Below are 24994 nucleotides of genomic sequence, written 5' to 3'. Positions count from 1 at the left end.
CTGCACCTTTGTGCTTTGCCCCCCTTAGACGTCAAGGAGACCACCATGCAAATCAAGACCCTGGCCGCGGCCGCCACCCTGCTGCTCGCTACCCTGCCCGGCATCAGCCAGGCCCGTGACACCGCGCTGTACCTCCCATTCGACAAAGTCGTCGCCGAAGCCATCGCCACCGGCAAGATCGACGGCAGCGTCAAGTTCTACCTGGCCGGCAACAAGCCAGCGGGCAAGGTCTCGGTCATCAGCCCGGGCGCCGTGACCAACAAGAAAACCAACGCTTTCAACAAGTCTGACGAAGTGGCCTGCGAATGGGCCCTGCAGTCGGCGCTGATCACCCTGCACCAGGCGGCGAAAAAAGTCGGCGCCAATGCCGTGACCGACATCGCCAGCTTCTACAAAAGCAACGAACGCAAAGACGCCAAGACCTACGAGTGCCACGCCGGCGCCGTCATGGCCGGCGTAGCGTTGCGCGGCGACCTGGCCAAAGTGCAGTAAGCCAAGCCCCTGCTACATCCAGGGCGCCTCAGGGCGCCCTTTCTGTTGCTGCCGCCAGCCAAAGCAACCACGGCGGCTGTGAGGGCCAGCGCAGCCTCGGGCCTCGGCAGCGGCTACGGCGCGGGGCAAATCCCGGTCTACACTCGCAACAGCGAGCTGACCCATTGCAGCCCGCGCGAACTGCGAGGTGACCGTCACGGCGTTTGTCCAAACGCATTCCGGGCCGGCGGATGATCGCGGTTCTCCTTCAACGTCAAGGAGCTGACCATGCCTATCAAAGCCCTGTTCGCCGTTGCCCTGCTCAGCCTGCTGCCCGACACCGGGCACGCCACCAACCTGCTGTACATGCCCTTCGAGAAAGTCGTGGCCGATGCGATCCGCGCCGGACGCCTGGACGGCAGCGTGCAGTTCTACCTGGCCGGCAACCAGCCGGCAGGACCGATGCGCCTACTGGTAAGCGACGTCGCCACCAACAAAAAGACCAACGGCTTCAACAAGAGCGACAACGACGCCTGCGAATGGGTGCTGCAATCGGCGTTGATCACCTTGCAGGCCGCTGCCAAGAAGGCCGGGGCCAACGCCGTGACCAACATCGTCAGTTACTACAAGCACCACGTGCGCAAGGACCTCAACACCTACGAGTGCCATGCCGGAGTGCTGATGGCCGGCGTGGCGTTGCGCGGCGACCTGGTGCGGCTGCAATAACCTGCCGGCCGGCGATCAGGCCCGCCCTCCCAGGCTTTCGGTCTTGCGCGTGAGCAATTCGACAAAGGCCTTGGCCATCGGCGAAGCCTGATCGGTGCGCTGTACCAGCCATACCGCCGACACCGCTTCCGGGTCCAGCAGCCGGCGATAGACCACGCCGTCGATGCGCATGCGCTGGTACGACGCCGGCAACACCGAGACCCCAAGCCCGGCCGCCACCAGGCCGATGATGGTCATGGCCTCGCCCGCCTCCTGGGCAAAATGCGGGGTGAACCCGGCATCACGGGCCAGGCTCAGCAGTTGCGCGTACAGGCCGCTGCCATAACTGCGCGGGAAGAACACAAACGGCTCATGGGCCAGCGCCGACAATGGCAGGCCGTCCTCACTGCCCGTCACCAGCGGGTGCTTGGCACTGAGGACCGCCACCAGCGGCTCGCGCAGCAACTCCACCACGCTCAAAGAGTCAGGCAGCGGCAAGGGTCGCATCAGGCCGACCTGGATCGACTGGTCCACCAACGCATCCGCCACCTGGGTGCTGCTCATCTCCCGCAGGTTGAGGTGCACCGCCGGGAAGCGCTGGCGAAAGGCGAAGATCGCCTGGGGGATATTGGAATTGAAGGGCGCCGACGAGGTGAAACCGATCTTCAGTTCCCCCAACTCCCCCAGTTGCGCGCGACGGGCCACATCGGCGGCTTTATCCACCTGGGCCAGGACCAGCCGTGCTTCTTCGAGAAACAGGCGCCCGGCCTCGCTGAGTTCGACCCGACGGTTGGTACGCTCGAACAGCCGCGCCCCGATTTCCTGTTCCAGTGCCTGGATCTGCTGGCTCAACGGGGGTTGGGAGATCCCCAAGGCCTGCGCGGCGCGGCCGAAATGCAGCTCTTCGGCCACCGCGATGAAGTAGCGCAGATGACGCAATTCCATAAAGACTCCATTAGGTCGTACAACCTATCAAACAGGTCGAACAATATATTGGAAAGAATCATTAGCCAGTTATATGCTTTTTTCCATTGCCTGACCGGCTGCGCATCCCCCCTGAGGTCCCCGTGAAATCTGCCGTTGCTCCACTTGCCCAAGAAACACCCGCTCCCGCCCTCGACGACGTTCTCCCTTTGCGCAGTGACATTTACATCGAACACGGCACGCCGATGTTCATGCGTACCGTGCTGGCCCTGTTTGCCGGCGGCTTCGCCACCTTTGCCCTGCTGTACTGCGTGCAACCGATGATGCCGCTGCTGTCCAAAGAGTTTTCCATCAATGCGGCCCAGAGCAGCCTGATCCTGTCCGTTGCCACCGGCATGCTGGCGGTCGGCTTGCTGATCACCGGCCCGATCTCCGACCGCGTCGGCCGCAAGCCGGTGATGGTCGCGGCGCTGCTGGCCGCGGCCGCCTGCACCATGGCCAGCGCCCTGATGCCAAGCTGGCAGGGAGTGCTGGTGATGCGCGCGCTGGTGGGGCTGTCGCTGAGCGGCCTGGCGGCGGTGGCCATGACCTACCTGAGCGAAGAGATCCACCCGCAGCACATCGGTCTGGCCATGGGCCTGTACATCGGCGGCAACGCCATCGGCGGCATGAGCGGGCGGTTGATCGTCGGGGTCCTGATCGACTTCGTCAGCTGGCACACAGCGATGCTGGTGATCGGCGGGTTGTCCCTGATCGCGGCGGCGGTGTTCTGGAAGATCCTCCCCGAATCACGCAACTTCCGCGCCCGCTCGCTGCACCCGCGCAGCCTGCTGGACGGCTTCACCATGCACTTTCGCGACGCCGGCCTGCCCTGGTTGTTCCTTGAAGGTTTCCTGCTGATGGGGGCCTTTGTGACCCTGTTCAACTACATCGGGTACCGCCTGCTGGCCGAGCCCTATCACATGAGCCAGGCGCTGGTCGGCCTGCTGTCGGTGGTTTACCTGTCGGGTATCTACAGCTCGGCAAAAATCGGCGCCCTGGCCGACCGGCTCGGCCGTCGCCGCGTGCTCTGGGGCACCATCGTGCTGATGCTGGCGGGCATCGCCCTGACCTTGCTGCAACCTCTGGCGCTGGTATTGGCGGGCATGCTGCTGTTCACCTTCGGCTTCTTCGGCGCGCACTCGGTGGCCAGCAGCTGGATCGGCCGCCGCGCACTCAAGGCCAAGGGCCAGGCCTCGTCGCTGTACCTGTTCAGCTACTACGCCGGCTCCAGCATCGCCGGCACCGCCGGCGGGGTGTTCTGGCATCTGGGGGGCTGGAATGGGATCGGGCTGTTTATCGGGGCGTTGCTGGTGGGCGCGCTGCTGATTGCCATGAAGCTGTCGAAACTGCCGCCACTGGCCACCCAGTGATCTGAAACGCCCATGCCGGCGATCGGGTTCGGCGCGTAGAGCGCCAGGACCCGATCGCCGGCATGGGCGACTGCATCTGAGAAGACGGGGCAAGTTACTGGACGATCTCCACCAGGTCGACATCGATCTCGCGCTTCATCAGGCTCTTCTCGACTTCACCGGTCAGTTTGACCCGGGTCTTTTCGTTGAACGCCACGGGCGGCAGGTCCTCGTCATCGATCTCGACGGTGATGGTGCCGCTGGCATCCTTGAATTCGTACTTGTCGTCATTGTTCAACTTCTTGGTCACGTGGCCCTGCAATACCACCGGCGTGTCGTCTGCGGCGTCGTTGGCCGCGGCAACGGTGGTGACCGCGTGCGCGCCCGGGCCGGTGTAACCGACAGCCAGAGCAGCGGTGCTGAACAGCGGAGCAAGCAGCAGAACGAGATAACGGGTTTTCATGGCAGTGATCCAGTGTGGGTTTCGATGGAGCCAGGTTAACCAGTGATGCTGAATTGAAACTTAATCCACCGATCGGTTTACCCCGCCCATAAAAAAGCCCGGCACTGGCCGGGCGTTTTTTAGCGGATGACGCTTACTCGTGGTACTGCGCCGACAGCTCATGCACCGCACGCAGGAAGGCGCCGGCGTGTTCCGGATCGACTTCCGGGGTGATGCCGTGACCGAGGTTGAACACGTGGCCGCTGCCTTTGCCGTAGCTGGCGAGAATGCGCCCGACTTCAGTGCGGATCGCTTCCGGGTTGGCGTAGAGCACGGTCGGGTCCATGTTGCCTTGCAGGGCGACTTTGTTGCCGACGCGCTCACGGGCGTTGCCGATATCGCAGGTCCAGTCCAGGCCCAGGGCATCAGCGCCAGCGTCGGCGATGCTTTCCAGCCACAGGCCGCCGCCTTTGGTGAACAGGATCACCGGAACCTTGCGCCCCTCGTGCTCGCGGATCAGGCCGCTGACGATCTTGCGCATATAGGCCAGGGAGAACTCCTGGTAGGCCGCCGCCGAGAGGCTGCCGCCCCAGCTGTCGAAGATCTGCACCGCTTGCGCGCCGGCCATGATCTGGCCATTGAGGTAGGACGTCACCGACTGCGCGAGCTTGTCCAGCAGCAAGTGCATGGCTTGAGGGTTTTCGTAAAGCATGGCTTTGGATTTGCGGAAGTCTTTCGACGAGCCGCCTTCGACCATGTAAGTCGCCAGGGTCCAAGGGCTGCCGGAGAAACCGATCAGCGGTACACGGCCATTAAGTTCGCGACGAATGGTGCTGACCGCATCCATCACATAACCCAGGTCCTTGTGCGGATCCGGAATCGGCAGGGCTTCGATATCGGCCAGGGTGCTGACGACTTTCTTGAAGCGCGGACCTTCGCCGGTTTCAAAATACAGGCCTTGGCCCATGGCGTCGGGGATGGTCAGGATGTCGGAGAACAGAATCGCCGCATCCAGCTGCGGATAGCGGTCCAGAGGCTGCATCGTGACTTCGCAAGCGAACTCCGGGTTCATGCACAGGCTCATGAAGTCACCGGCCTTGGCACGGCTGGCGCGGTATTCAGGCAGGTAGCGCCCAGCCTGACGCATCATCCACACCGGGGTGACGTCTACGGGTTGCTTGAGCAGGGCACGAAGGAAACGGTCGTTCTTCAGGGCAGTCATGTCGGCATCCGGAAAAAAAGTGGGGGCATTTTCTCAGAGCGCGACGCAAAAGGCACGGCAAGAGCCGTTTCTTTATGTCTATGGGGGCAATTTGTCACAGAGGGGAGCAGCTGCAAGCTGCAAGCGCAAGCTTCAAGAGAGAGGCTGTATCGCCTCTAACTTGCCGCTTGCAGCTTGCCGCTGGCGTCGTCAGACGCCCAGGTAATCGAGGATCCCTTCGGCCGCATTGCGCCCTTCGAAGATCGCCGTCACCACCAGGTCAGAACCGCGCACCATATCGCCACCGGCGAAGATTTTCGGGTTGCTGGTCTGGTGTTTGTACTGGGCATGTTCCGGAGCCACGACGCGGCCCTGGCTGTCGGTCTGGATGCTGAACTGCTCGAACCAGGGTGCCGGGCTCGGGCGGAAACCGAAGGCGATGACCACGGCGTCGGCCGGGATGATCTCTTCGGAACCCGGGATCGGCTCGGGGCTGCGGCGGCCACGGGCATCCGGCGCGCCGAGACGGGTCTCGACTACCTTCACGCCTTCGACCTTGTCTTCGCCGATAATGGCGATCGGCTGGCGGTTGTAGAGGAACTTCACCCCTTCTTCCTTGGCGTTTTTCACTTCCTTGCGCGAGCCCGGCATGTTCGCTTCGTCACGACGATAGGCGCAGGTCACCGACTTGGCGCCCTGACGGATCGACGTGCGGTTGCAGTCCATCGCCGTGTCGCCGCCGCCCAGGACCACCACCCTCTTGCCTTTCATGTCGACGAAATCTTCCGGCGACTTTTCAAAGCCCAGGTTGCGGTTGACGTTGGCAATCAGGAAATCGAGCGCGTCATGCACGCCTGGCAGGTCTTCACCGGCGAAACCGCCTTTCATGTAGGTGTAGGTGCCCATGCCCATGAACACGGCATCGTATTCGGCGAGCAGTTGCTCCATGGTCACGTCCTTGCCCACCTCGGTGTTGAGGCGGAACTCGATACCCATGCCGGTGAAGACTTCGCGGCGATTGCTCAGCACGGTCTTTTCCAGCTTGAACTCGGGGATGCCGAAGGTCAGCAGGCCGCCGATTTCCGGGTTCTTGTCGAACACCACCGGGGTCACGCCGCCGCGCACCAGAACGTCGGCACAGCCCAGGCCTGCCGGGCCGGCGCCGATGATCGCGACGCGCTTGCCGGTCGGCTTGACCTTGGACATGTCCGGACGCCAGCCCATGGCGAAGGCGGTGTCGGTGATGTACTTCTCCACCGAACCGATGGTCACCGCGCCAAAACCGTCGTTAAGGGTGCAGGCACCCTCGCACAGCCGGTCCTGGGGGCAAACGCGGCCGCAGACTTCCGGCAGGGTATTGGTCTGGTGCGACAGCTCGGCGGCCTGGAGGATGTTGCCCTCGGCCACCAACTTCAGCCAGTTGGGAATGAAGTTGTGCACCGGGCACTTCCATTCGCAATACGGGTTGCCGCAACCCAGGCAGCGGTGGGCCTGGTCGGCCGAATGCTGGGGTTTGAACGGTTCGTAGATTTCCACGAACTCTTTCTTGCGTTGACGCAACAGTTTCTTCTTCGGGTCTTTACGCCCGACTTCGATGAATTGGAAGTCGTTATTCAGACGTTCGGCCATTATCAAAACCTCTTAGCAGCAGCTCGAAGCTACAAGCTTCAAGCTGCAAGACAATCACGTGTGCAGGCATATCGCGCACTGCTGTTAACTTGCGGCTTGAAGCTTGCCGCTTGCAGCTGCGTCGTTATTGCGGGTTGGCACGAGTACTGGTGAGCAGAGATTTCAAGCTCGCCGCCTTGGGTTTGACCAGCCAGAAACGACGCAAGTAGTCATCGAGGTTCTCGGCGAGATTACGTCCCCACTCGCTGTCGGTTTCCGCGACGTACTCGTCCAGCACACGTTGCAGGTGGCTGCGATAGGCCTCCATCGCTTCGCCGCTGATTCGCTGGATTTCCACCAGTTCGTGGTTGACCCGGTCAACGAAGGTGTTGTCCTGGTCGAGCACGTAGGCGAACCCGCCGGTCATGCCTGAGCCGAAGTTGTAACCGGTCTTGCCCAGGACGCAGACGAAACCACCGGTCATGTATTCGCAGCAGTGATCGCCCGTGCCTTCAACCACGGTGTGGGCACCGGAGTTGCGCACCGCGAACCGCTCGCCGGCCGTACCTGCGGCAAACAGCTTGCCGCCAGTGGCGCCGTACAGGCAGGTGTTGCCGATAATCGCGCTGTCCTGGGTCTTGTACACGCTGCCTTTGGGCGGAACGATCACCAGCTTGCCGCCGGTCATGCCCTTGCCCACGTAATCGTTGGCATCGCCTTCCAGGTACATGTTCAAGCCACCGGCGTTCCATACGCCGAAGCTCTGGCCTGCGGTGCCCTTGAAGCGGAACGTGATCGGCGCCTTGGCCATGCCCTGGTTGCCGTGGAGCTTGGCGATTTCACCGGAGATCCGCGCACCGATCGAACGGTCGCAGTTACAGATATCCAGGGCAAAATCGGCGCCGCTGAGGTCGTTGATGGCCGACCTCGCCATGTCGACCATCTTCTCGGCCAGCAGGCCTTTGTCGAACGGCGGGTTGCGGTCCACCTGGCAGAACTGCGGTTTGTCGGCCGGGATGTGATCACTGCCCAGCAACGGCGTCAGGTCCAGGTGTTGCTGCTTGGCGGTCTGGCCTTCGAGGATTTCCAGCAGATCGGTACGCCCAATCAGCTCTTCGAGGGAGCGCACGCCGAGCTTGGCCAGCCACTCGCGGGTTTCTTCGGCGACGTAGGTGAAGAAGTTCACCACCATGTCGACGGTGCCGATGTAGTGATCCTTGCGCAGTTTCTCGTTCTGCGTCGCCACGCCGGTGGCGCAGTTGTTCAGGTGGCAGATGCGCAGGTATTTGCAGCCCAGGGCGATCATTGGCGCGGTGCCGAAGCCGAAGCTTTCGGCGCCGAGGATCGCGGCCTTGATCACGTCGAGGCCGGTTTTCAGGCCGCCGTCGGTCTGCACCCGGACCTTGCCGCGCAGGTCGTTGCCGCGCAGGGTCTGGTGGGTTTCCGCCAGGCCTAGCTCCCACGGAGCGCCCGCGTACTTGATCGACGTCAGCGGCGAAGCGCCGGTGCCGCCGTCGTAGCCGGAGATGGTGATCAGGTCGGCATAGGCCTTGGCCACGCCAGCGGCGATGGTGCCAACGCCGGCTTCCGCCACCAGCTTGACCGAGACCAGCGCCTGGGGATTGACCTGTTTCAGGTCGAAAATCAGCTGCGACAAGTCTTCGATGGAATAGATGTCGTGGTGCGGCGGTGGCGAGATCAGGGTCACGCCCGGAACCGCATAGCGCAGCTTGGCGATCAGGCCGTTGACCTTGCCGCCTGGCAGCTGGCCGCCCTCACCGGGCTTGGCACCCTGGGCCACCTTGATCTGCAGCACTTCGGCGTTGACCAGGTACTCCGGGGTGACACCAAAACGACCGGTGGCCACTTGCTTGATTTTCGAGCTCTTGATGGTGCCGTAACGCGCCGGGTCTTCGCCGCCTTCACCGGAGTTGGAACGCGCACCCAGGCGGTTCATGGCTTCGGCCAGGGCTTCGTGGGCCTCGGGCGACAGTGCGCCGAGGGAGATCCCGGCGGAATCGAAGCGCTTGAGCACCGACTCCAGGGGCTCGACTTCGCTGAGGTCGAGCGCGGTATCCAGGACCTTGACCTTGAACAGGTCGCGGATCATCGACACCGGGCGGTTGTCCACCAGCGCCGTGTATTCCTTGAACTTGGCGTAGTCGCCCTGCTGCACAGCGGCCTGCAGGGTGTTGACCACGTCCGGGTTGTAAGCGTGGTACTCGCCACCGTGGACGAACTTCAGCAAACCGCCCTGCTGGATGGCCTTGCGTGGGCTCCAGGCTTCGGCTGCCAGGGCTTTCTGCTCGGCTTCGATGTCGACAAAGCGCGCACCCTTGATGCGGCTTGGTACGCCACGGAAGCTCAGCTCGCAGACTTCCTCAGACAGGCCAATGGCCTCGAACAACTGCGCACCGCGGTACGAAGTGATGGTCGAGATACCCATTTTCGACAGGATCTTGAGCAGGCCCTTGGTGATGCCCTTGCGGTAGTTCTTGAACACCTCGTAGAGGTCGCCCAGCACTTCACCGGTGCGGATCAGATCGCCCAGCACTTCGTAGGCCAGGAACGGGTAGACCGCCGAAGCGCCAAAACCGATCAATACCGCGAAGTGGTGCGGATCGCGGGCAGTGGCGGTCTCGACCAGGATGTTGGAGTCGCAACGCAGGCCCTTTTCGGTCAGGCGGTGGTGCACCGCGCCAGTGGCCAGGGAGGCGTGGATCGGCAGCTTGCCCGGTGCGATATGACGGTCGCTGAGGACGATCTGGGTGCGGCCGGAGCGCACGGCTTCTTCAGCCTGATCGGCCACGTTGCGGATCGCCGCTTCCAGGCCAAGGCTTTCGTCGTAGTTCAGATCGATGATCTGACGCTCGAAGCCCGGGCGGTCGAGGTTCATCAGCGAACGCCACTTGGCCGGGGAAATGACCGGCGAGCTGAGGATCACGCGCGAGGCGTGTTCCGGCGACTCCTGGAAGATATTGCGCTCGGCACCGAGGCAAATCTCCAGCGACATGACGATGGCTTCACGTAGCGGGTCGATCGGCGGGTTGGTGACCTGGGCGAACTGCTGGCGGAAATAGTCGTACGGCGTGCGCACGCGCTGGGACAGCACGGCCATCGGCGTATCGTCGCCCATGGAGCCGACCGCTTCGTAGCCCTGCTCGCCCAGTGGACGCAGCACCTGGTCGCGCTCTTCGAACGTGACCTGGTACATCTTCATGTACTGCTTGAGCTGGTCGACATCGTAGAAAGCCGAACCGTGGTCGTTGTCTTCCATGGTCGCCTGGATGCGCAGGGCGTTCTTGCGCAGCCATTGCTTGTACGGATGGCGGGACTTCAAGCGGTTGTCGATGGCGTCAGTGTCGAGGATCTGCCCGGTTTCGGTGTCCACGGCAAAGATCTGACCCGGGCCGACACGGCCCTTGGCGATCACGTCTTCAGGCTGGTAGTTCCAGACACCGATTTCCGAAGCCAGGGTGATGAAACCGTTCTTGGTGGTGACCCAGCGCGCCGGGCGCAGACCGTTACGGTCGAGCAGGCACACGGCATAACGGCCGTCGGTCATGACCACACCGGCAGGACCGTCCCACGGCTCCATGTGCATCGAGTTGTACTCGTAGAACGCACGCAGGTCCGGGTCCATGGTCTCGACGTTCTGCCACGCTGGCGGAATGATCATCCGCACGCCACGGAACAGGTCGATGCCGCCGGTGACCATCAGCTCCAGCATGTTGTCCATGCTGGAAGAGTCGGAACCCACGCGGTTGACCAGCGGGCCGAGCTCTTCGAGGTCCGGGATCAGGTCGTTGGCGAACTTGGTGCGACGGGCCTGGGCCCAGTTGCGGTTGCCGGTGATGGTGTTGATCTCGCCGTTGTGGGCGAGGAAGCGGAATGGCTGGGCCAGCGGCCATTTCGGCAGGGTGTTGGTGGAGAAGCGCTGGTGGAACACACAGATCGCGGTTTGCAGGCGCGGGTCACCCAGGTCTGGATAGAAGGCGGCCAGGTCGGCCGGCATCATCAGGCCTTTATAGATGATGGTCTTGTGGGAAAAGCTGCAGATGTAGTGGTCGGTGTCGGCGGCGTTGGCCACCGAGGAGCGACGACGGGAGCTGAACAGCTTGATCGCGAAATCCTGATCGCTCAAGGACTCGCCACCGATAAACACCTGTTCGATCTGCGGCAGGCGCTCCAGGGCCAGGCGGCCGAGCACGCTGGTATCGATTGGCACTTTGCGCCAGCCGATCAATTGCAGGCCGGCAGCCAGGATCTCGCGGTTCATGTTCTCGCGAGCAGCCTGGGCTTTTACCGGATCCTGGTTGAAGAACACCATGCCCACGGCGTACTGCTTGGGCAGGTCATTGCCGAAGTGTTCCTTGGCGATGGCGCGCAGGAACAGATCGGGCTTTTGCATCAGCAGACCGCAACCGTCGCCGGTCTTGCCGTCTGCGTTGATCCCACCGCGGTGGGTCATGCAGGTCAGGGCCTCAATGGCCGTTTGCAACAGGGTATGACTGGGTTCGCCCTGCATATGGGCTATCAGGCCGAAACCACAGTTATCCTTGAATTCATCTGGTTGGTACAGACCTGCTTTCATAGACACTTTCTCACCAGGCTGCCTCTTGTTCGAGGCAAATTTCTTTTCAATTCAACCCGTTACCATCCGCGCCGAACGTACGCCAGCTTTGCGGGGGCAAAAGGGAGGTCATTGTACACACCGACACAGACGCTCACAAATTTGGCGACGAAATGTCGCAAATCTATGTCGCATTTATGAAAGGTTTAAAGCGATACGCTGTGCTAGTCAAAATATTTTTAATGTTGACCGCTACGACTCAAAAGCCACTGTGACGCAGACACCACAAGGCACGCGGCCTGGAAGGCAGCATGCCCGTGTGATTTTTTTTGAGGTGCCGGGAGAGGCGGCCTGGGTAAGGCCGCCGAATCTTCAGCGAGTTGTTGCCAGTTCTTGTTGGACGCTGGCGACAGTGCGAGGCCAAGGTTTACCAGCCTGAACCTTCGCTGGCAAGGCTTTGATGGCGTTTACAGCTGCATCACGGCTGGAGAAGTTGCCGTAAGTGATCACGTAAAGCGGCTTGCCGTTGAGGACTTTCTTGAAGTAACGGTACTCGCCACCCTGCTCCTTGACGAAGCTCTGGGCTGCGGTTTCCGAGCTGGTGCCGAGGATCTGCACCACGTAGTTGCCCGGCGCCTGGCCGGCGTACCAGCTGCCACCGGCGGCCTTGGCCACCACCACTGGTTTCTCGACAGGTTTGGCAGGCGCAGCCGGTTTGGCGGCGGCGACCGGTTTCTCTGCGGGCTTGGCAGCAGGTTTGGCGGTGGCGACCTGAGTCGGTGCCGGGGTCGGACGCGCGGCCGGAGTCGGCGCCGGGCCCGCTGCCATGCCGCTAGGCGGCGCGGTGGTGGTCACGGTCGGTGGCGTGGCGCTGGAGCCTTCGACCGGCACGCCATCGTCGCCTTCGCTGATGCCACCTGCCGCCTCGGCCAGAGGGCCGCGCATGACCGGTTGCGACTGGCCTACCAGCGGCAGCGGCATTGGCTGCGAAGAGCCGGCGAATTCGACCGCCGGGCTTCCACCACTGTTAGGTGTCGGTTTCTGCCCCAGGGGCAGCTGCGCTTGTTCAGTAGCAGGTGCGCCGGTCGCCGGCGCTTTGCTGCGACCCGGCATCAACCAGGCAGCGGCCACCGCGACAACCACTACTGCGGATATCGCCAATACGTGTTTCTTCGGCATGTTGAACCCCATACTTGGACGCTTGACCGCTGAGCGGCTGGCAATCATGGCTTCGATCATTGCATCGCGAGCGACCTGGTTGATGTTGCCAGGCCAGCCATCGGAGCTTTCGTGAATATCAGTGATCTGATCCGCAGAGAAAAGTTCGATCCCCTGGCCTGCCCCCTCAAGACGCTGGGCCAGGTATTCGCGGGTTTCTTCTTCGCTGTAGGGCTGCAATTCGATGACGTGGAAGCGCTCTTCCTCGGTGCTCAATTGCTCCAGGGCGGCAATCAGCGACGACTCGCCAAACAGGAACACATGCGGCCGACCTTCCGGCGCGCCAGCGGCCAGGGCCAGCAAGGCTTCCAGGGCTGACTCGTCGAGTTGCTCGGCATCATCCACCAGCAGATAGACTTCCTGGCCAGTCAGTGCCAATTGCACCACCTGGGACAGGATCGGCCCGACCTCGGCCTGGGCCACATTCAACGCCTGCGCCACCTGGCGCAACACGCCGGCCGCGTCGCCGGCGCCACGGGCGGAAACCACCACGCTCTGCACCGATTGCTTGTTGGTGCTGGCCACCAGGGCCTGGCGCAACAGGGTCTTGCCACTGCCTTGTGGGCCGGTAACCACCAGCAACAGCTGGCTATAACGCGCCAGGTGATGCAACTGGCCCAACACCGGTTTGCGTTGGGCAGGGAAAAATTTGAAACCAGGGACCCGCGGTGCAAAAGGGTCGTGGCTTAACTGGTAATGGCCGAGGAAAGCCTCGTCGGCGTGCAAACTAGTCATGGGGATCTTATTAACCTTTAAGCTGAGCCAGAACGCGGTAATCCGCTCCCAGCGTGGCCTGTAAAACCTCTTTCGGATAATCGTCGGTCACTACGGCTTCGCCCATGCGGCGCAATAGCACCAGACGCAAACGACCGTCGATCACTTTCTTGTCAATTGCCATATGTTCGAGAAAATCCGCTTCGGTCATCTCTTCAGGGGGGATGACCGGCAAGCCCGCGCGCTGGAACAGGCGAATGCCGCGGTCGCGTTCCTGGGCGGAAATCCAGCCCAGGCGCGCGGACATTTCGAGGGCCATGACGGTGCCCGCAGCCACCGCCTCGCCATGCAGCCATACGCCATAACCCATGTGGGTTTCGATGGCGTGGCCAAAGGTGTGGCCCAGGTTGAGCGTGGCGCGTACACCGGACTCACGTTCGTCGGCGCCGACCACGGCCGCCTTGGCCGCGCAGGAGCGTTCGATGGCGTAAGTCAGCGCTTGTTGGTCCAGAGCTCGCAGCCGGTCGACGTTTTCTTCAAGCCAGGTGAGAAACGGCTCATCGCAGATCAGCCCGTACTTGATCACTTCCGCCAGGCCTGCCGATAGCTCGCGCGCCGGCAAGGTGTTGAGACTGGTGGTATCGATCAGCACCACATTGGGCTGATAGAACGCCCCAACCATGTTCTTGCCCAGCGGATGGTTGATTCCGGTCTTGCCGCCGACCGAGGAATCCACTTGCGACAGCAGGGTGGTGGGAATCTGGATGAAGTCGACACCGCGCTGATAGCAAGCTGCGGCAAAGCCGGCCATATCGCCGATAACCCCGCCACCCAGGGCGATGACGGTGGTCCGCCGATCATGCCGCGCGGTCAGCAGGCCGTCGAAAATCAGCTGCAGGGTTTCCCAGTTCTTGAAGGCTTCGCCATCCGGAAGAATCACCGAGATCACGGAGAACTGCCCGAGGCTGCGGGTCAGACGCTCAAGGTACAGCGGCGCGACAGTTTCATTGGAAATGATCGCCACTTGCCGCCCGGCGATATGCGGTACCAGCAGCTCGGGTTGATCCAACAAACCTTCGCCAATATGAATCGGGTAGCTGCGCTCGCCCAGGTCGACCTTAAGTGTCTGCATGTGTCCCCACAGTGAAGATGGAAGCAGGCGCCGAGCCCTGTATCAACGGCTGGCATTGCCTGGTGTTCTGACGCTCTCTGATGGCTCTACGCCACGACCTCAGGCGGTCAAAGCGCGACGCCGAGGATAGCGCATTTCGCTCGGCGCATTAACGGGGAGGAAGCTGCTGCAAGCGCTCCAGTATGTCCAGAACCACCATTCGCGGCGGCCGCTCATCGGTTTCCACCACCAGATCGGCGATTTCCCGATAAAGCGGGTCGCGGATCGTCAGCAGGTCGCGAAGGGTTTTCGCCGGGTCGGCAGTGCGTAGCAGCGGACGATTGCGGTCCCGTGCGGTACGCCCCACCTGCTGCTCCACCGAAGCATGCAGATAGACCACGCGCCCGCCTTCGTGCAGGGCTCGACGATTGGCTTCACGCATGACCGCGCCGCCGCCGGTGGCCAGGACCACGCCGTCGGATCCACAGAGTTCGGCAATCATCGCCTGCTCGCGGTCACGAAAGCCGGGCTCACCTTCCTTATCGAAGATCCACGGGATATTGGCGCCCGTGCGCAGTTCAATTTCCTTATCGGAATCTTTGAATGGCAGGCGCAGCTCTTTGGCCAGCAAGCGACCGATGGTGCTTTTTCCAGCCCCCATCGGCCCAACAAGAATCAAATTTCGCACAGAATCAACGACTCACAGCAATCGCCTGGTTATTCATGATACGCGGAGTGAGAAATACCAGCAGCTCGGATTTTTTCTCCGACACCACGTCACGCCGGAAAAGGCGGCCAAGATACGGCACATCGCCAAGAAATGGCACTTTATCTACAACCTTGCTTTGCGTATTCGAGAAAACCCCGCCAATGACGATCGTCACCCCGTCGTTGACCAGAACCTTGGCGTTGACCTCGTTTTTCCTGATGGGCGGCACATCCTGAACCCTGTTGAGGTAGTCCGGCTCATCCTTGGTGACCTTGACCTCCATGATGATGCGGTTGTCCGGGGTGATCTGCGGCGTCACCTCCAGCGATAACGAGGCCTCCTTGAACGCCACCGAGGTGGCGCCGCTGGAGCTGGCCTCTTGGTAGGGAATCTCGGTGCCCTTGAGGATCTTGGCGGTTTCCTTGTCGGAAGTGACCACCTTGGGTTGCGAGACAATTTCCCCGTTGCCGGTCTTTTCCATGGCGGTCAGCTCCAGGTCGAGCAGCACGTTATCGGTGATGTAGGCGATGCCGATCCCCGAGGTGTTGGCCACCGCCCCCAGGTCGACGAAGGGCGCGTTGCTGCTGGTGCTGCCCGGCGTGCCGATGGTCGACGAACCATTGGCACCGTTCTGTACCCCGGAGGCATTCCAGTTGCCCTGGTTCTGCACCGAGCCACCCCAGCGCACGCCCAGGCTTTTGTCGTAGTCGACGTTGGCTTCGACGATGCGCGCCTCGATCATTACCTGGCGCACCGGGATATCCAGCTGCGCCACGATCCGCCGCAGCTCGTCGAGGCGCTCCTGGGTCTGGTAGGCAATGATGTTGTTGGTCCGGTCATCGACCGTGATCGAGCCTCGTTCGTCGGCCTTTTCTTCAACGCTGGTGACCGACTGGAACAGCTTGGCAATATCCGCCGCCTTGGCGTAGTTGACCTGCAACAGTTCCCGACGCAGCGGCGCCAGGTCTTCCAGCTGCTTCTGCGACTCCAGTTCCTGGCGTTCACGGGCGGCGATTTCATCCGCCGGCGCCACCAGCAGCACGTTGCCGATCTTGCGCTGGTCCAGCCCCTTGGTCTTGAGCACCAGGTCCAGCGCCTGATCCCAGGGCACATTTTGCAGGCGCAAGGTAATGCCGCCCTGCACCGTATCGCTGGCCACCAGGTTGAGCCCGGTGAAATCGGCGATCAGTTGCAACACGGAACGCACTTCGATGTTCTGGAAATTCAGCGACAGCTTTTCACCGCTGTAGGCTGGCGTCGCTGCACGTTTTTGCCGGTCTTTATCATTCAGGGGACGAACGCTGACTGTCAGCAGACGGTCGGTCTGATAGGTCGAAAAATCAAATTCGCCGCCGGCGTCGATGCTGATGGTCACCTGATCGGCTTTGGCCGTGGCGTTGACGAACTGCACCGGGGTGGCGAAATCCTTGACGTCGAGGCGCACACGCTGCCGCTCGGGCAATTGGACCCGGCTGAACCTGAGGACGATCTTGCCGTCCTGGCGCTGGACGTCCGCGCTGATGCCCGGGTCGGACAAGCGGATCTGCACATTGCCTTCGCCACGATCGCCACGCTGGAAATCCAGGCTGTTGATGGCGCGCCCCTGGGCGGAGGCATCCTGGGTCTTGGGGCTGGCAGCGAAGGCCATGGGCGACAGCAGCGCTATCCATAGCGCGGTGCCGAAGGCTGAAAGAATCCTGTTCATTATTCGAGTTCCACTAAGAGTGCTCTTTCAAGGGGATCGTCCGTGGTCGCTCCAGCCAGGCTCCCGCTCCATCGGGAACAATCTCGACCACCTCGATCTGTGAATCGCTGATAGCGATGACTCGGCCATCGTTGCGCCCCAGGTAGTCACCGACTTTCAGCCGGTACACACCACCCGCACCGCGCAGCAATGCAAAGGATCCGGAAGCATTGGAAAGGGTCCCGACCATTTCGAACTGTTCAATGCCGAACCCTTCGAGAAACTGCTTCACCCGGGCCGGGTCCGGCGCCACGTTGCTCGAACCCCGAAGTCGTCCCGCCGGATCGACCCTGAGTGGCGGCTGGAACGGGCTGCGCAACGACGCTGCGTCATAGGTGAATGATGGGTAAGACCGGATTGCCGGCGTTGGTTCAATCTGCGCCGGCGGCTGCAGGCGCATCTGATTCATGTAGGCGTCCAGATCACTGAAATCATCGCGGCCATCGCAGCCGCTCAAACTGCCGCCCAGCATCACCATCAGGCCCCACTGCCGCACGTTCATCGCTGCGACTCCTGGCCGTTGTAGCGATAGGTCCGGGCCTGGATGCTCATGCGCAACCGGGAGCCGTCGCCCGCCGCCAGCGGTTTGATCTCGAAATCATGCAGGGTCACGATGCGCGGCAGTCCGGAGACACCGCTGACGAAGGTTGCCAGGTCATGGTAGGCACCGATCACGGTGATCTGGATCGGCAGCTCGATATAGAACGGCCGCGTCACCTCCGGCAGCAGTTTGATCTCCTCGAACTCCAGGCCACTGCCCAGTCCGGTCCGGCTGATGTCTTCCAACAGGCCGGGCACCTCGGTATCGCTGGGCAGTTGCCGCAGCAAGAGCCCGAAGGCGTTCTGCATGACATGCAGCTGCTCGCTGTAGCGCTCAAGGTTCGCAGCCTGGCGGGCCTTGCTGGCGAACTGCTGCTTGAGCTGCACCTCCTCCCCGCGCTTGTGCTCCAGTTGTTCCAGCGAACCGCTGAGATAAAGGTTGTAGCCCGTCGCCAGCACCACCAGCAGCACCAGGCCGGCCACGGCCGTCTTGACCGTGATCGGCCAGGAGCCAATGTTGTGGGTACCCAACTCGCCCCATTCCGTTTTGCGCAACGCGGCAAACCAACGGCTGGTGCTCACTGCTGGTCCTCCGGTGCGGCAGCCCGGGTCTGACGCACGCTCAGTTGGAAGCGGCTGGCCTGGTTCGCACCTTCGGCCGCCGTTCCCTTGACCTCGCCAAGCACCGGCGCGTCAAACCACTCGGAGCGGTCCAGCTGACGCATCAGCTCGGAGATCCGGTCATTGGACTCGGCGGACCCGGAGATCGCCAGCGTAGTACCCACCTGGGAGACGTCGGTGAAATACACCCCGTCAGGCAGGGTCCGCACCAACTGGTCGAACACCCGCGCGCTGATCGAGCGGTTACCTTGCAGGTCCTCGATGATCTTCATCCGCTCCATCAGTTGCTGGCGATGGGCCTTGAGTTCGTTGATCTGCACGATCCGCTGATCGAGGTGGGCGGCCTGCTGGCTCAGGTGGTTATTGCGGGCCAGTTGTCGCTCGATCGCGGCATCAATGTAGCGCTCGGCCACCAGTACCACGGCCAAGCCGCCCACCAGCACTGCGCCCAGGGTCAGGAAAAAACGCTTGCGCCGCGTCTCGCGCAACTCTTCGCGCCAGGGCAACAGGTTGATCCGCGCCATCAGTCGAGCCCTCGCAACGCCAGGCCGCAGGCAATCATCAACATCGGCCCGTCACGCTGCAGGGCCAACGCATCGACCTTGTCACCGATGGCCATGCCGGCGAAGGGATCGGCCAGCCGAACCGCAACACCCAGCTCCCGGCCCAAGACCTCCGCCAAACCCGGCAACCCGGCACTACCGCCCGCCAGCAGCAGGTCATCCAGCGCCCGAGCCTGGGGCGACTCGGCAAAGAACTGCAGGGAACGTGCGACCTGTTGCACCAGCTCCTGGCAAAACGGCTGCAGGACCTGATCGGGGTAGTCGTCCGGCAAACGCCCATCATGCTTCGCCCGCTCGGCCTCATCGGCCGACAGGCCATAACGCCGCTGGATGGCTTCACTCAACTGGCGCCCGCCAAACAATTGTTCGCGGCTATAAATGACTCGACCGTCGTGCAGCACGCTGAGTGTGGTCATACTGGCGCCGATATCGACCAGCGCCGAAGTCCGCCCCGGCACCGCGACCTGCAACGCCAGGACGCGCTCGAGTGCGGCGACCTCGATATCAACCACCCGCGCCGTCAGCCCCGCCAGCGCCAGGACCGCTTCCCGCGCCTCGACGTGCTCCTTGCGACAAGCCACCAGCAGCACGTCCACCTGGTCCGGGTGGTGCGCAGAACAGCCCTGGACCTCAAAGTCGATGGCGACCTCGTCCAGGGGGTAGGGAATATATTGGCCGGCCTCGACCTTGAGCTGGTTTTCCAACGCTTCGTCGGAAAGTCCGGCGGGCATCTGGATAAGTTTGCTGATGACTGCCGATCCGGCCATCGCCACCGCTGCGCCCTTGCCGAGCGAATCGGCCTTGAGCACTACTCGCGAGAGGGCCTGCCCGACCACCTCAAGCTCGGCGATCCGCTTCTCGACCACCGCACTGTGAGGCAGCGCCTCCACGGCGTAGGCCTCGACCCGGTGGCGATCGCCGACGCGGCTCAATTGGACCAGCTTGACCGAGGTGGAGCTGATATCGATTCCCAGGAGGGAACTCGTCTTTTTACTGAAGAGTCCTAGCACTACCCATTCCCTATGACTTTCCGTGAGTTACGGACTCCCTAATGCCCATTGCGTTCAATCACCGCGCCTTGACAGACCGGCAAATGACGCCCTTGGCGGAAAATGCTTATAATGCCCAGCGTTTTTTTCCGCTTTGCCTGCCGCGTGGGTCGATCCCATTTACCGTGAATACTTGCCGTGAATGCCCTGACGCCTAATTCATTCCTTTCTCTGGAAATCCAAAAGCCTTGATTCGTCTGCTGAAGTTTTTCGGGTGGTCCATCGTCGCTGTGTTCTGCGGGCTGCTTTTGGCTCTGTCCGGCGCGTTTCTCTATCTTAGTCCTGGGTTACCGTCCGTAGAGGCGCTCAGAAGTATCCAGTTGCAGATTCCCCTCCGGGTCTACAGCAGCGACGGCAAGTTGATCGCAGAATTCGGCGAAATGCGCCGTACACCGATACGTTTCGCCGACATTCCCCCCAACTTCATCAATGCGTTACTAAGTGCTGAAGACGACAACTTTGCTAACCATTACGGTGTTGACCCCAGCAGCCTGATGCGTGCCGCGACCCAATTGGTCAAGAGTGGCCACATCCAGTCGGGCGGCAGCACCATCACCATGCAGGTCGCAAAAAACTTCTTCCTGACCAGCGAACGCAGCTTCTCGCGCAAGACCACGGAAATCCTCCTGGCCCTGCAGATCGAACGCCAGCTGACCAAGGACGAAATCCTTGAGCTGTACGTCAACAAGATCTATCTGGGTAACCGTGCCTACGGCATCGAGGCGGCGGCGCAGGTGTATTACGGCAAATCGATTCGTGACGTGAGCCTGGCGCAGATGGCGATGATTGCCGGCCTGCCCAAGGCGCCGTCGCGCTTCAACCCGCTGGCCAACCCGGCCCGCAGTAAGGAGCGGCGCGACTGGATCCTGGGCCGTATGTACAAGCTCGGCAAAATCGACGAAGCGGCGTACACCACCGCGATCAACGAGCCGCTCAACGCCAGCTACCACGTACCGACCCCCGAAGTTAACGCACCGTACATCGCCGAAATGGCCCGTGCCGAGATGGTCGGGCGCTACGGCAGCGACGCCTACACCGAAGGTTTCCGCGTCACCACCACGGTGCCGAGCAACCTGCAGGAAATGGCCAACACCGCCGTCCATGAAGGCCTGATCAGCTACGACCAGCGTCACGGTTACCGTGGCCCGGAATCGCGCCTGCCCGGCAAGACCCAGGCAGCCTGGGCCTCGGAGCTGACCAAGCAACGTCCCATCAGCGGGCTTGAACCCGCCATCGTCACCCAGGTCGACAAGACCGGCGTGCAGGTCCTGACCCGCACCGGTGAAGAGCATGTGAGCTGGGACAGCATGAAATGGGCCCGCCCTTTCCTTAACACCAACAGCATGGGCCCGGCGCCCAAGCAGCCATCGGACGTGGCCCAGGTCGGCGACCTGATCCGCGTGCAACGCCAGGCTGACAACTCGCTGAAATTCAGCCAGCTCCCCGTGGCCCAGGGCGCCCTGGTGTCCCTGGACCCACAGAACGGGGCCATTCGGGCACTGGTTGGCGGCTTCGCCTTCGAGCAAAGCAACTACAACCGCGCCATGCAGGCCAAGCGCCAACCCGGCTCGAGCTTCAAGCCGTTCGTCTACAGCGCTGCCCTGGATAACGGCTACACCGCCGCCAGCCTGGTGAACGATGCACCGATCGTGTTCGTCGACGAATACCTGGATAAGGTCTGGCGTCCGAAAAACGACACCAACACCTTCCTCGGCCCGATTCGCATGCGCGAAGCGCTGTACAAGTCGCGCAACCTGGTATCGATCCGCCTCCTGCAAAGCATGGGGGTCGACCGCACCATCGACTACATCAGCAAGTTCGGCTTCAACAAGCAGGACCTGCCACGCAACCTGTCCCTGGCCCTGGGCACCGCGACCCTGACCCCGATGGAAATCGCCACCGGCTGGAGCACCTTTGCCAATGGCGGCTACAAGATCTCGCCGTACATCATCGACAAGATCGAAAGCCGCAATGGCGAGAACCTGTTCACCGCCAACCCGCCCAGCGTGCCCAACAGCGTCAGCGCCAGCAGCGGCATAGCGGCGCCAAGCGAGCAGACCTTCACCGTCAACCAGGTTGGCGGCGAAAACCCGGCTCAGCCAGTGGCCCAGACCCCGGCCGTTGCCGAGCGGATTGTCGACGGGCGCACCACCTACATCCTCAACAGCATGCTGCAGGACGTGATCAAGCTCGGCACCGGGCGCCGCGCCCTGGCCCTGGGCCGCACCGACCTGGCAGGCAAGACCGGTACCACCAACGAGTCCAAGGATGCCTGGTTCTCCGGCTACAACGCCGATTACGTGACCACCGTGTGGACCGGCTTCGACCAGCCGGAAAGCCTCGGCCGCCGCGAATTCGGCGGCACCGTGGCCCTACCGATCTGGATGAACTACATGGGCGCCGCGCTCAAGGGCCGGCCACCACACACCCAGCCCGAACCGGAAGGCATCCTCAGCCTGCGGGTCGACCCGGTCAGTGGCCGCGCCGCTACCCCAGGCACGCCAAACGCCTACTTCGAGCTGTTCAAAAGCGAAGACAGCCCACCGTCGGTCAACGAACTGGGCAACGGCAGCGTGCCGGGCAGCCCACTGCCAGCCGACGAATCAGCGCCAGCCGATTTGTTCTAAGGGGGCAGCGGCGAGCTTTTAGTTTCAAGCGGCAAGAGAGAAGCAGTACGCACTGCTTCTTGCCGCCTGTAGCTTGCAGCTCAAAACGCCCATAAAAAAACCCGGCTCAAAGGCCGGGTTTTTTATGCGCTGCTGTTAACCGTTGAACACGTCATCCACGCTTTTCAGCGGGTAGTTCTTCGGATACGGCAGGGTCGCTACGCCAGTCTCGATCGCGGCCTTGGCCACGGCATCGGAGATCACGGTGATCAGGCGGGCGTCCATTGGTTTCGGGATGATGTACTCACGACCGAATTCCAGCTTGATGCCGCCGTAGGCGTCGCAGACTTCCTGTGGCACTGGCAGTTTGGCCAGTTCACGCAGGGCGTTGGCTGCGGCGACTTTCATTTCTTCGTTGATGCGCTTGGCGCGAACGTCCAGGGCACCACGGAAGATGAACGGGAAGCCCAGTACGTTGTTGACCTGGTTCGGGTAGTCGGAACGACCGGTGGCCATGATCACGTCGTCACGAGTGGCGTGGGCCAGCTCAGGAGCGATTTCCGGATCCGGGTTCGAGCACGCGAACACGATCGGGTTGGCGGCCATCGACTTCAGGCCTTCAGCGCTCAGCAGGTTCGGGCCGGACAGGCCAACGAACACGTCAGCGCCTTGCAGGGCATCAGCCAGGCTGCGCTTGTCGGTAGCGTGGGCGAACACCGCCTTGTACTGGTTCAGGTCGTCACGGCCGGAGTGGATCACGCCGGTACGGTCAACCATGAAGATGTTTTCGATATTGGCGCCCATGCTCACCAGCAACTTCATGCAGGAGATGGCCGCAGCGCCTGCACCGAGGCAGACGATTTTCGCTTCAGGCAGGGTTTTGCCAGCGATTTCCAGGGCGTTGATCATGCCGGCCGCAGTAACGATCGCGGTGCCGTGCTGGTCATCGTGGAATACCGGAATGTCGCACTGCTCGATCAGAGCACGTTCGATCTCAAAGCACTCAGGTGCCTTGATGTCTTCCAGGTTGATGCCACCGAAGGTGATGGAGATACGCTTGACGGTGTCGATGAAGGCTTGCGGGCTTTCGGAGTCGACTTCGATGTCGAACACGTCAATGCCGGCGAAACGCTTGAACAGCACGCCCTTGCCTTCCATGACTGGCTTGGAAGCCAATGGACCGAGGTTACCCAGGCCGAGAATCGCGGTGCCATCGGAAATGACTGCAACCAGGTTGCCCTTGCCGGTGTATTTGTAGGCCAGCTCAGGATCGCGGGCGATTTCGCGTACTGGTTCGGCTACGCCGGGGCTGTAGGCCAGCGACAGGTCGCGAGCGGTAGCAGTGGCCTTGGTGAGCTCGACACTCAGCTTTCCTGGACGAGGATGGGCATGATATTCGAGAGCGGCAGTTTTCAAATCAGACATGTGGGCATTCCGCTTTTTACTGTTGGACAGACGGACCGCCGAGGATACGCGTGTCGCAAAGTCCCTACAAGACTGACCAGTCACCCCTGTCAAGGGCCCTGGCATACGACTTTGGCCCAAGAGCCACGGAACACAAGGCCTACAACTGTTCACAATCCAAATAAAAAATGTCTACAATTTTTATTTATCAGAACATTCCGAGCATCGTTGGGTCGGTCAGCGGCAACATCCAGCGAGCCTGACCAGGCTTGACCGGTGCTTTTCGCGCGCGATCCACGACCCAGCCCCGCGCCTCGATTTCCCGACCCTGGAGGCGATCCAGCAGCGAAGCATCGAAATTCGCCAGCAGTTTGGGCGCAATGTGCAATACAACCGAACCCGGCAACTCAATCCAAACCCCACCGCGATTGCGTTGCACCTTGCTCACACGCCCACTGAGCACGGCAAAGCCCGAGTCCCTGATCTGCTGCGCTTTCAGTACAGATGCCTGGCGCCACAGGCCCAGCCGAGCCTGGCGCGCGCTGTCTTCGGCAGCCCGCTGGCAGGACGCCAGAGCGACGTTGGGCGCAATCGCAATCTGATAGGCCAGGCCCTCGGCCAGCAAACGCGCGGCCAGGTTACTGCCATCGGCACCGTAGACGTAGGCCAGGGTCCGGCCGTAACGGTCGCTGGTCTCGGCCCCGAGCCGCAAGCCCACTCGCCCTGCGCCTTGCTTGACCAACGCCTGCAAACGCGCACGCGCCGCCACCGCGAAGGGCTCGGCAGGACGACCTTGGCGCGCCAGCTCGGGCGCATTGAGGCCGATCAGGCGCACGCTGCGACCGTCTTTCAGGCGCAGGGTGTCGCCATCGACCACGCGCTGCACCACGGCCGGCGTCAGGCCGCTGGGGGTTGGGCAAAATGCCTGGGCGGCTGTCAGCCAAATCGCAGACACAAAAAAGGCGCCCACCAGGGACGCCTTTTTCATCAGCGAGGAAAGGCCGTATTGGCTTTCCAGAACGATCAGCCTTAGGCTTTTTTCGTTGCGCCGAAAGCACCGAAGCGCGACTTGAACTTGTCGACACGGCCGCCAACGTCCAGAGTTTTTTGCTTACCGGTGTAGAACGGGTGGCACTCGTTGCACACGTCCAGGCTCAGAGGCTTGGCCAGGGTGGAGCGAGTTTCGATGACGTTACCGCAGCTGCAAGTAGCGGTAATGGCTTCGTATACTGGATGGATATCGGCTTTCATGGTGTCTTCCTCAGGCTAGCGTGCCGCCACCCAACACTATTGTTGAATACCGCACGTAATTAGGCCGCGGATTCTACCAGAGCGCGTCAATCACGCAAGCTGTCCCTTACACCGGTCGTCTGCTAGGCTCCGGGCCTTCTTTACCGCCC

The 24994-nt window shown here is 61.9% G+C and carries 19 protein-coding genes and 1 pseudogene; 4 read left to right on the top strand and 16 right to left on the bottom strand.

The window, feature by feature from the left end; all coding sequences use genetic code 11:
- The first annotated feature begins 45 nt into the window (after positions 1 to 45).
- Positions 46 to 492: an excinuclease gene (locus JFU57_RS09965; RefSeq protein WP_078469465.1), complete on the top strand. Its 447-nt coding sequence runs from the start codon at positions 46 to 48 to the stop codon at positions 490 to 492.
- A 267-nt stretch (positions 493 to 759) separates the two neighbouring features.
- A complete protein-coding gene (locus JFU57_RS09960; RefSeq protein WP_020297415.1) occupies positions 760 to 1197 on the top strand; it encodes a hypothetical protein in 438 nt (145 codons plus the stop codon).
- 15 nt (positions 1198 to 1212) lie between these two features.
- Here the strand turns inward: JFU57_RS09960 and JFU57_RS09955 are convergent, their stop codons facing one another.
- Positions 1213 to 2121: a LysR family transcriptional regulator gene (locus JFU57_RS09955; RefSeq protein ID WP_201129138.1), complete on the bottom strand. Its 909-nt coding sequence runs from the start codon at positions 2119 to 2121 to the stop codon at positions 1213 to 1215.
- 122 nt (positions 2122 to 2243) lie between these two features.
- Here JFU57_RS09955 and JFU57_RS09950 point away from each other — a divergent pair, with 122 nt between their 5' ends.
- Complete coding sequence (locus tag JFU57_RS09950; RefSeq protein ID WP_201129136.1) at positions 2244 to 3512, top strand: MFS transporter; 1269 nt, start codon at positions 2244 to 2246, stop codon at positions 3510 to 3512.
- Between the two features lie 94 nt (positions 3513 to 3606).
- Here JFU57_RS09950 and JFU57_RS09945 read toward each other — a convergent pair whose 3' ends face one another.
- From JFU57_RS09945 to JFU57_RS09890, 12 genes and pseudogenes are all read right to left on the bottom strand, one after another.
- Positions 3607 to 3954, bottom strand: a complete 348-nt coding sequence (locus JFU57_RS09945) for a YgiW/YdeI family stress tolerance OB fold protein (RefSeq protein WP_078469462.1) — start codon at positions 3952 to 3954, stop codon at positions 3607 to 3609.
- 133 nt (positions 3955 to 4087) lie between these two features.
- Entirely contained in the window at positions 4088 to 5155 is a 1068-nt protein-coding gene (gene hemE / locus JFU57_RS09940; protein ID WP_078469461.1) for a uroporphyrinogen decarboxylase, read from the bottom strand.
- Between the two features lie 189 nt (positions 5156 to 5344).
- Positions 5345 to 6763, bottom strand: coding sequence for an FAD-dependent oxidoreductase (locus JFU57_RS09935; protein WP_201129134.1), 1419 nt, complete (start codon positions 6761 to 6763; stop codon positions 5345 to 5347).
- Positions 6764 to 6887: 124 nt separating this feature from the next.
- A complete protein-coding gene (gene gltB, locus JFU57_RS09930) occupies positions 6888 to 11336 on the bottom strand; it encodes a glutamate synthase large subunit (protein WP_078469459.1) in 4449 nt (1482 codons plus the stop codon).
- Between the two features lie 351 nt (positions 11337 to 11687).
- A complete protein-coding gene (locus JFU57_RS09925) occupies positions 11688 to 13268 on the bottom strand; it encodes an AAA family ATPase (RefSeq protein ID WP_201129131.1) in 1581 nt (526 codons plus the stop codon).
- A gap of 10 nt (positions 13269 to 13278) precedes the next feature.
- Positions 13279 to 14379 (bottom strand): 3-dehydroquinate synthase, encoded by a 1101-nt coding sequence (gene aroB, locus JFU57_RS09920; protein WP_078469457.1) that lies wholly within the window; start codon positions 14377 to 14379, stop codon positions 13279 to 13281.
- A 148-nt stretch (positions 14380 to 14527) separates the two neighbouring features.
- The gene (aroK, locus tag JFU57_RS09915; RefSeq protein WP_078469456.1) at positions 14528 to 15046 is read right to left on the bottom strand and encodes a shikimate kinase AroK; all 519 of its coding nucleotides are present in this window, start codon (positions 15044 to 15046) and stop codon (positions 14528 to 14530) included.
- 4 nt (positions 15047 to 15050) lie between these two features.
- A pseudogene (locus JFU57_RS09910) lies at positions 15051 to 16673 on the bottom strand (type IV pilus secretin PilQ); the annotation flags it as partial.
- 112 nt (positions 16674 to 16785) lie between these two features.
- On the bottom strand, positions 16786 to 17313 hold the full coding sequence (locus tag JFU57_RS09905; RefSeq protein WP_078469454.1) for a pilus assembly protein PilP: 528 nt from the start codon (positions 17311 to 17313) through the stop codon (positions 16786 to 16788).
- Complete coding sequence (locus tag JFU57_RS09900) at positions 17310 to 17933, bottom strand: type 4a pilus biogenesis protein PilO (RefSeq protein ID WP_201129129.1); 624 nt, start codon at positions 17931 to 17933, stop codon at positions 17310 to 17312. The genes JFU57_RS09905 and JFU57_RS09900 overlap by 4 nt, the downstream gene beginning before the upstream one ends.
- Positions 17930 to 18496: a PilN domain-containing protein gene (locus JFU57_RS09895; protein WP_201129127.1), complete on the bottom strand. Its 567-nt coding sequence runs from the start codon at positions 18494 to 18496 to the stop codon at positions 17930 to 17932. The genes JFU57_RS09900 and JFU57_RS09895 overlap by 4 nt, the downstream gene beginning before the upstream one ends.
- The gene (locus tag JFU57_RS09890) at positions 18496 to 19545 is read right to left on the bottom strand and encodes a type IV pilus assembly protein PilM (protein WP_201129125.1); all 1050 of its coding nucleotides are present in this window, start codon (positions 19543 to 19545) and stop codon (positions 18496 to 18498) included. The genes JFU57_RS09895 and JFU57_RS09890 overlap by 1 nt, the downstream gene beginning before the upstream one ends.
- A 230-nt stretch (positions 19546 to 19775) precedes the next feature.
- Here JFU57_RS09890 and JFU57_RS09885 point away from each other — a divergent pair, with 230 nt between their 5' ends.
- Positions 19776 to 22211 carry a penicillin-binding protein 1A gene (locus JFU57_RS09885; RefSeq protein ID WP_421548920.1) on the top strand — a complete coding sequence of 812 codons (2436 nt, stop codon included), beginning with the start codon at positions 19776 to 19778 and terminating at the stop codon, positions 22209 to 22211.
- A gap of 135 nt (positions 22212 to 22346) precedes the next feature.
- Here the strand turns inward: JFU57_RS09885 and JFU57_RS09880 are convergent, their stop codons facing one another.
- From JFU57_RS09880 to rpmE, 3 genes are all read right to left on the bottom strand, one after another.
- On the bottom strand, positions 22347 to 23615 hold the full coding sequence (locus tag JFU57_RS09880; protein ID WP_078469449.1) for a malic enzyme-like NAD(P)-binding protein: 1269 nt from the start codon (positions 23613 to 23615) through the stop codon (positions 22347 to 22349).
- A gap of 187 nt (positions 23616 to 23802) precedes the next feature.
- Complete coding sequence (locus tag JFU57_RS09875; protein WP_201129121.1) at positions 23803 to 24582, bottom strand: thermonuclease family protein; 780 nt, start codon at positions 24580 to 24582, stop codon at positions 23803 to 23805.
- A 41-nt stretch (positions 24583 to 24623) separates the two neighbouring features.
- Entirely contained in the window at positions 24624 to 24845 is a 222-nt protein-coding gene (gene rpmE / locus JFU57_RS09870) for a 50S ribosomal protein L31 (protein ID WP_011058815.1), read from the bottom strand.
- Positions 24846 to 24994: the final 149 nt, after the last annotated feature.

The sequence above is a fragment of the Pseudomonas sp. TH07 genome, assembly GCF_016651285.1.
In the GTDB taxonomy this organism is placed as follows: Bacteria; Pseudomonadota; Gammaproteobacteria; order Pseudomonadales; family Pseudomonadaceae; genus Aquipseudomonas.
Note: the sequence above shows the minus strand (reverse complement) of the source record. Positions and strands in the feature narration are given on the sequence as shown.

Bases quoted from the DNA above. Each gene is read 5' to 3' on its own strand.
- JFU57_RS09935 (WP_201129134.1), bottom strand. From the start codon at position 6,763: ATGGCCGAACGTCTGAATAACGACTTCCAATTCATCGAAGTCGGGCGT.
- JFU57_RS09925 (WP_201129131.1), bottom strand. From the start codon at position 13,268: ATGACTAGTTTGCACGCCGACGAGGCTTTCCTCGGCCATTACCAGTTA.
- JFU57_RS09895 (WP_201129127.1), bottom strand. From the start codon at position 18,496: ATGGCGCGGATCAACCTGTTGCCCTGGCGCGAAGAGTTGCGCGAGACG.
- JFU57_RS09945 (WP_078469462.1), bottom strand. From the start codon at position 3,954: ATGAAAACCCGTTATCTCGTTCTGCTGCTTGCTCCGCTGTTCAGCACC.
- hemE (WP_078469461.1), bottom strand. From the start codon at position 5,155: ATGACTGCCCTGAAGAACGACCGTTTCCTTCGTGCCCTGCTCAAGCAA.
- JFU57_RS09880 (WP_078469449.1), bottom strand. From the start codon at position 23,615: ATGTCTGATTTGAAAACTGCCGCTCTCGAATATCATGCCCATCCTCGT.
- rpmE (WP_011058815.1), bottom strand. From the start codon at position 24,845: ATGAAAGCCGATATCCATCCAGTATACGAAGCCATTACCGCTACTTGC.
- JFU57_RS09960 (WP_020297415.1), top strand. From the start codon at position 760: ATGCCTATCAAAGCCCTGTTCGCCGTTGCCCTGCTCAGCCTGCTGCCC.
- JFU57_RS09965 (WP_078469465.1), top strand. From the start codon at position 46: ATGCAAATCAAGACCCTGGCCGCGGCCGCCACCCTGCTGCTCGCTACC.
- aroB (WP_078469457.1), bottom strand. From the start codon at position 14,379: ATGCAGACACTTAAGGTCGACCTGGGCGAGCGCAGCTACCCGATTCAT.
- JFU57_RS09905 (WP_078469454.1), bottom strand. From the start codon at position 17,313: ATGAACGTGCGGCAGTGGGGCCTGATGGTGATGCTGGGCGGCAGTTTG.
- JFU57_RS09955 (WP_201129138.1), bottom strand. From the start codon at position 2,121: ATGGAATTGCGTCATCTGCGCTACTTCATCGCGGTGGCCGAAGAGCTG.
- JFU57_RS09875 (WP_201129121.1), bottom strand. From the start codon at position 24,582: ATGAAAAAGGCGTCCCTGGTGGGCGCCTTTTTTGTGTCTGCGATTTGG.
- gltB (WP_078469459.1), bottom strand. From the start codon at position 11,336: ATGAAAGCAGGTCTGTACCAACCAGATGAATTCAAGGATAACTGTGGT.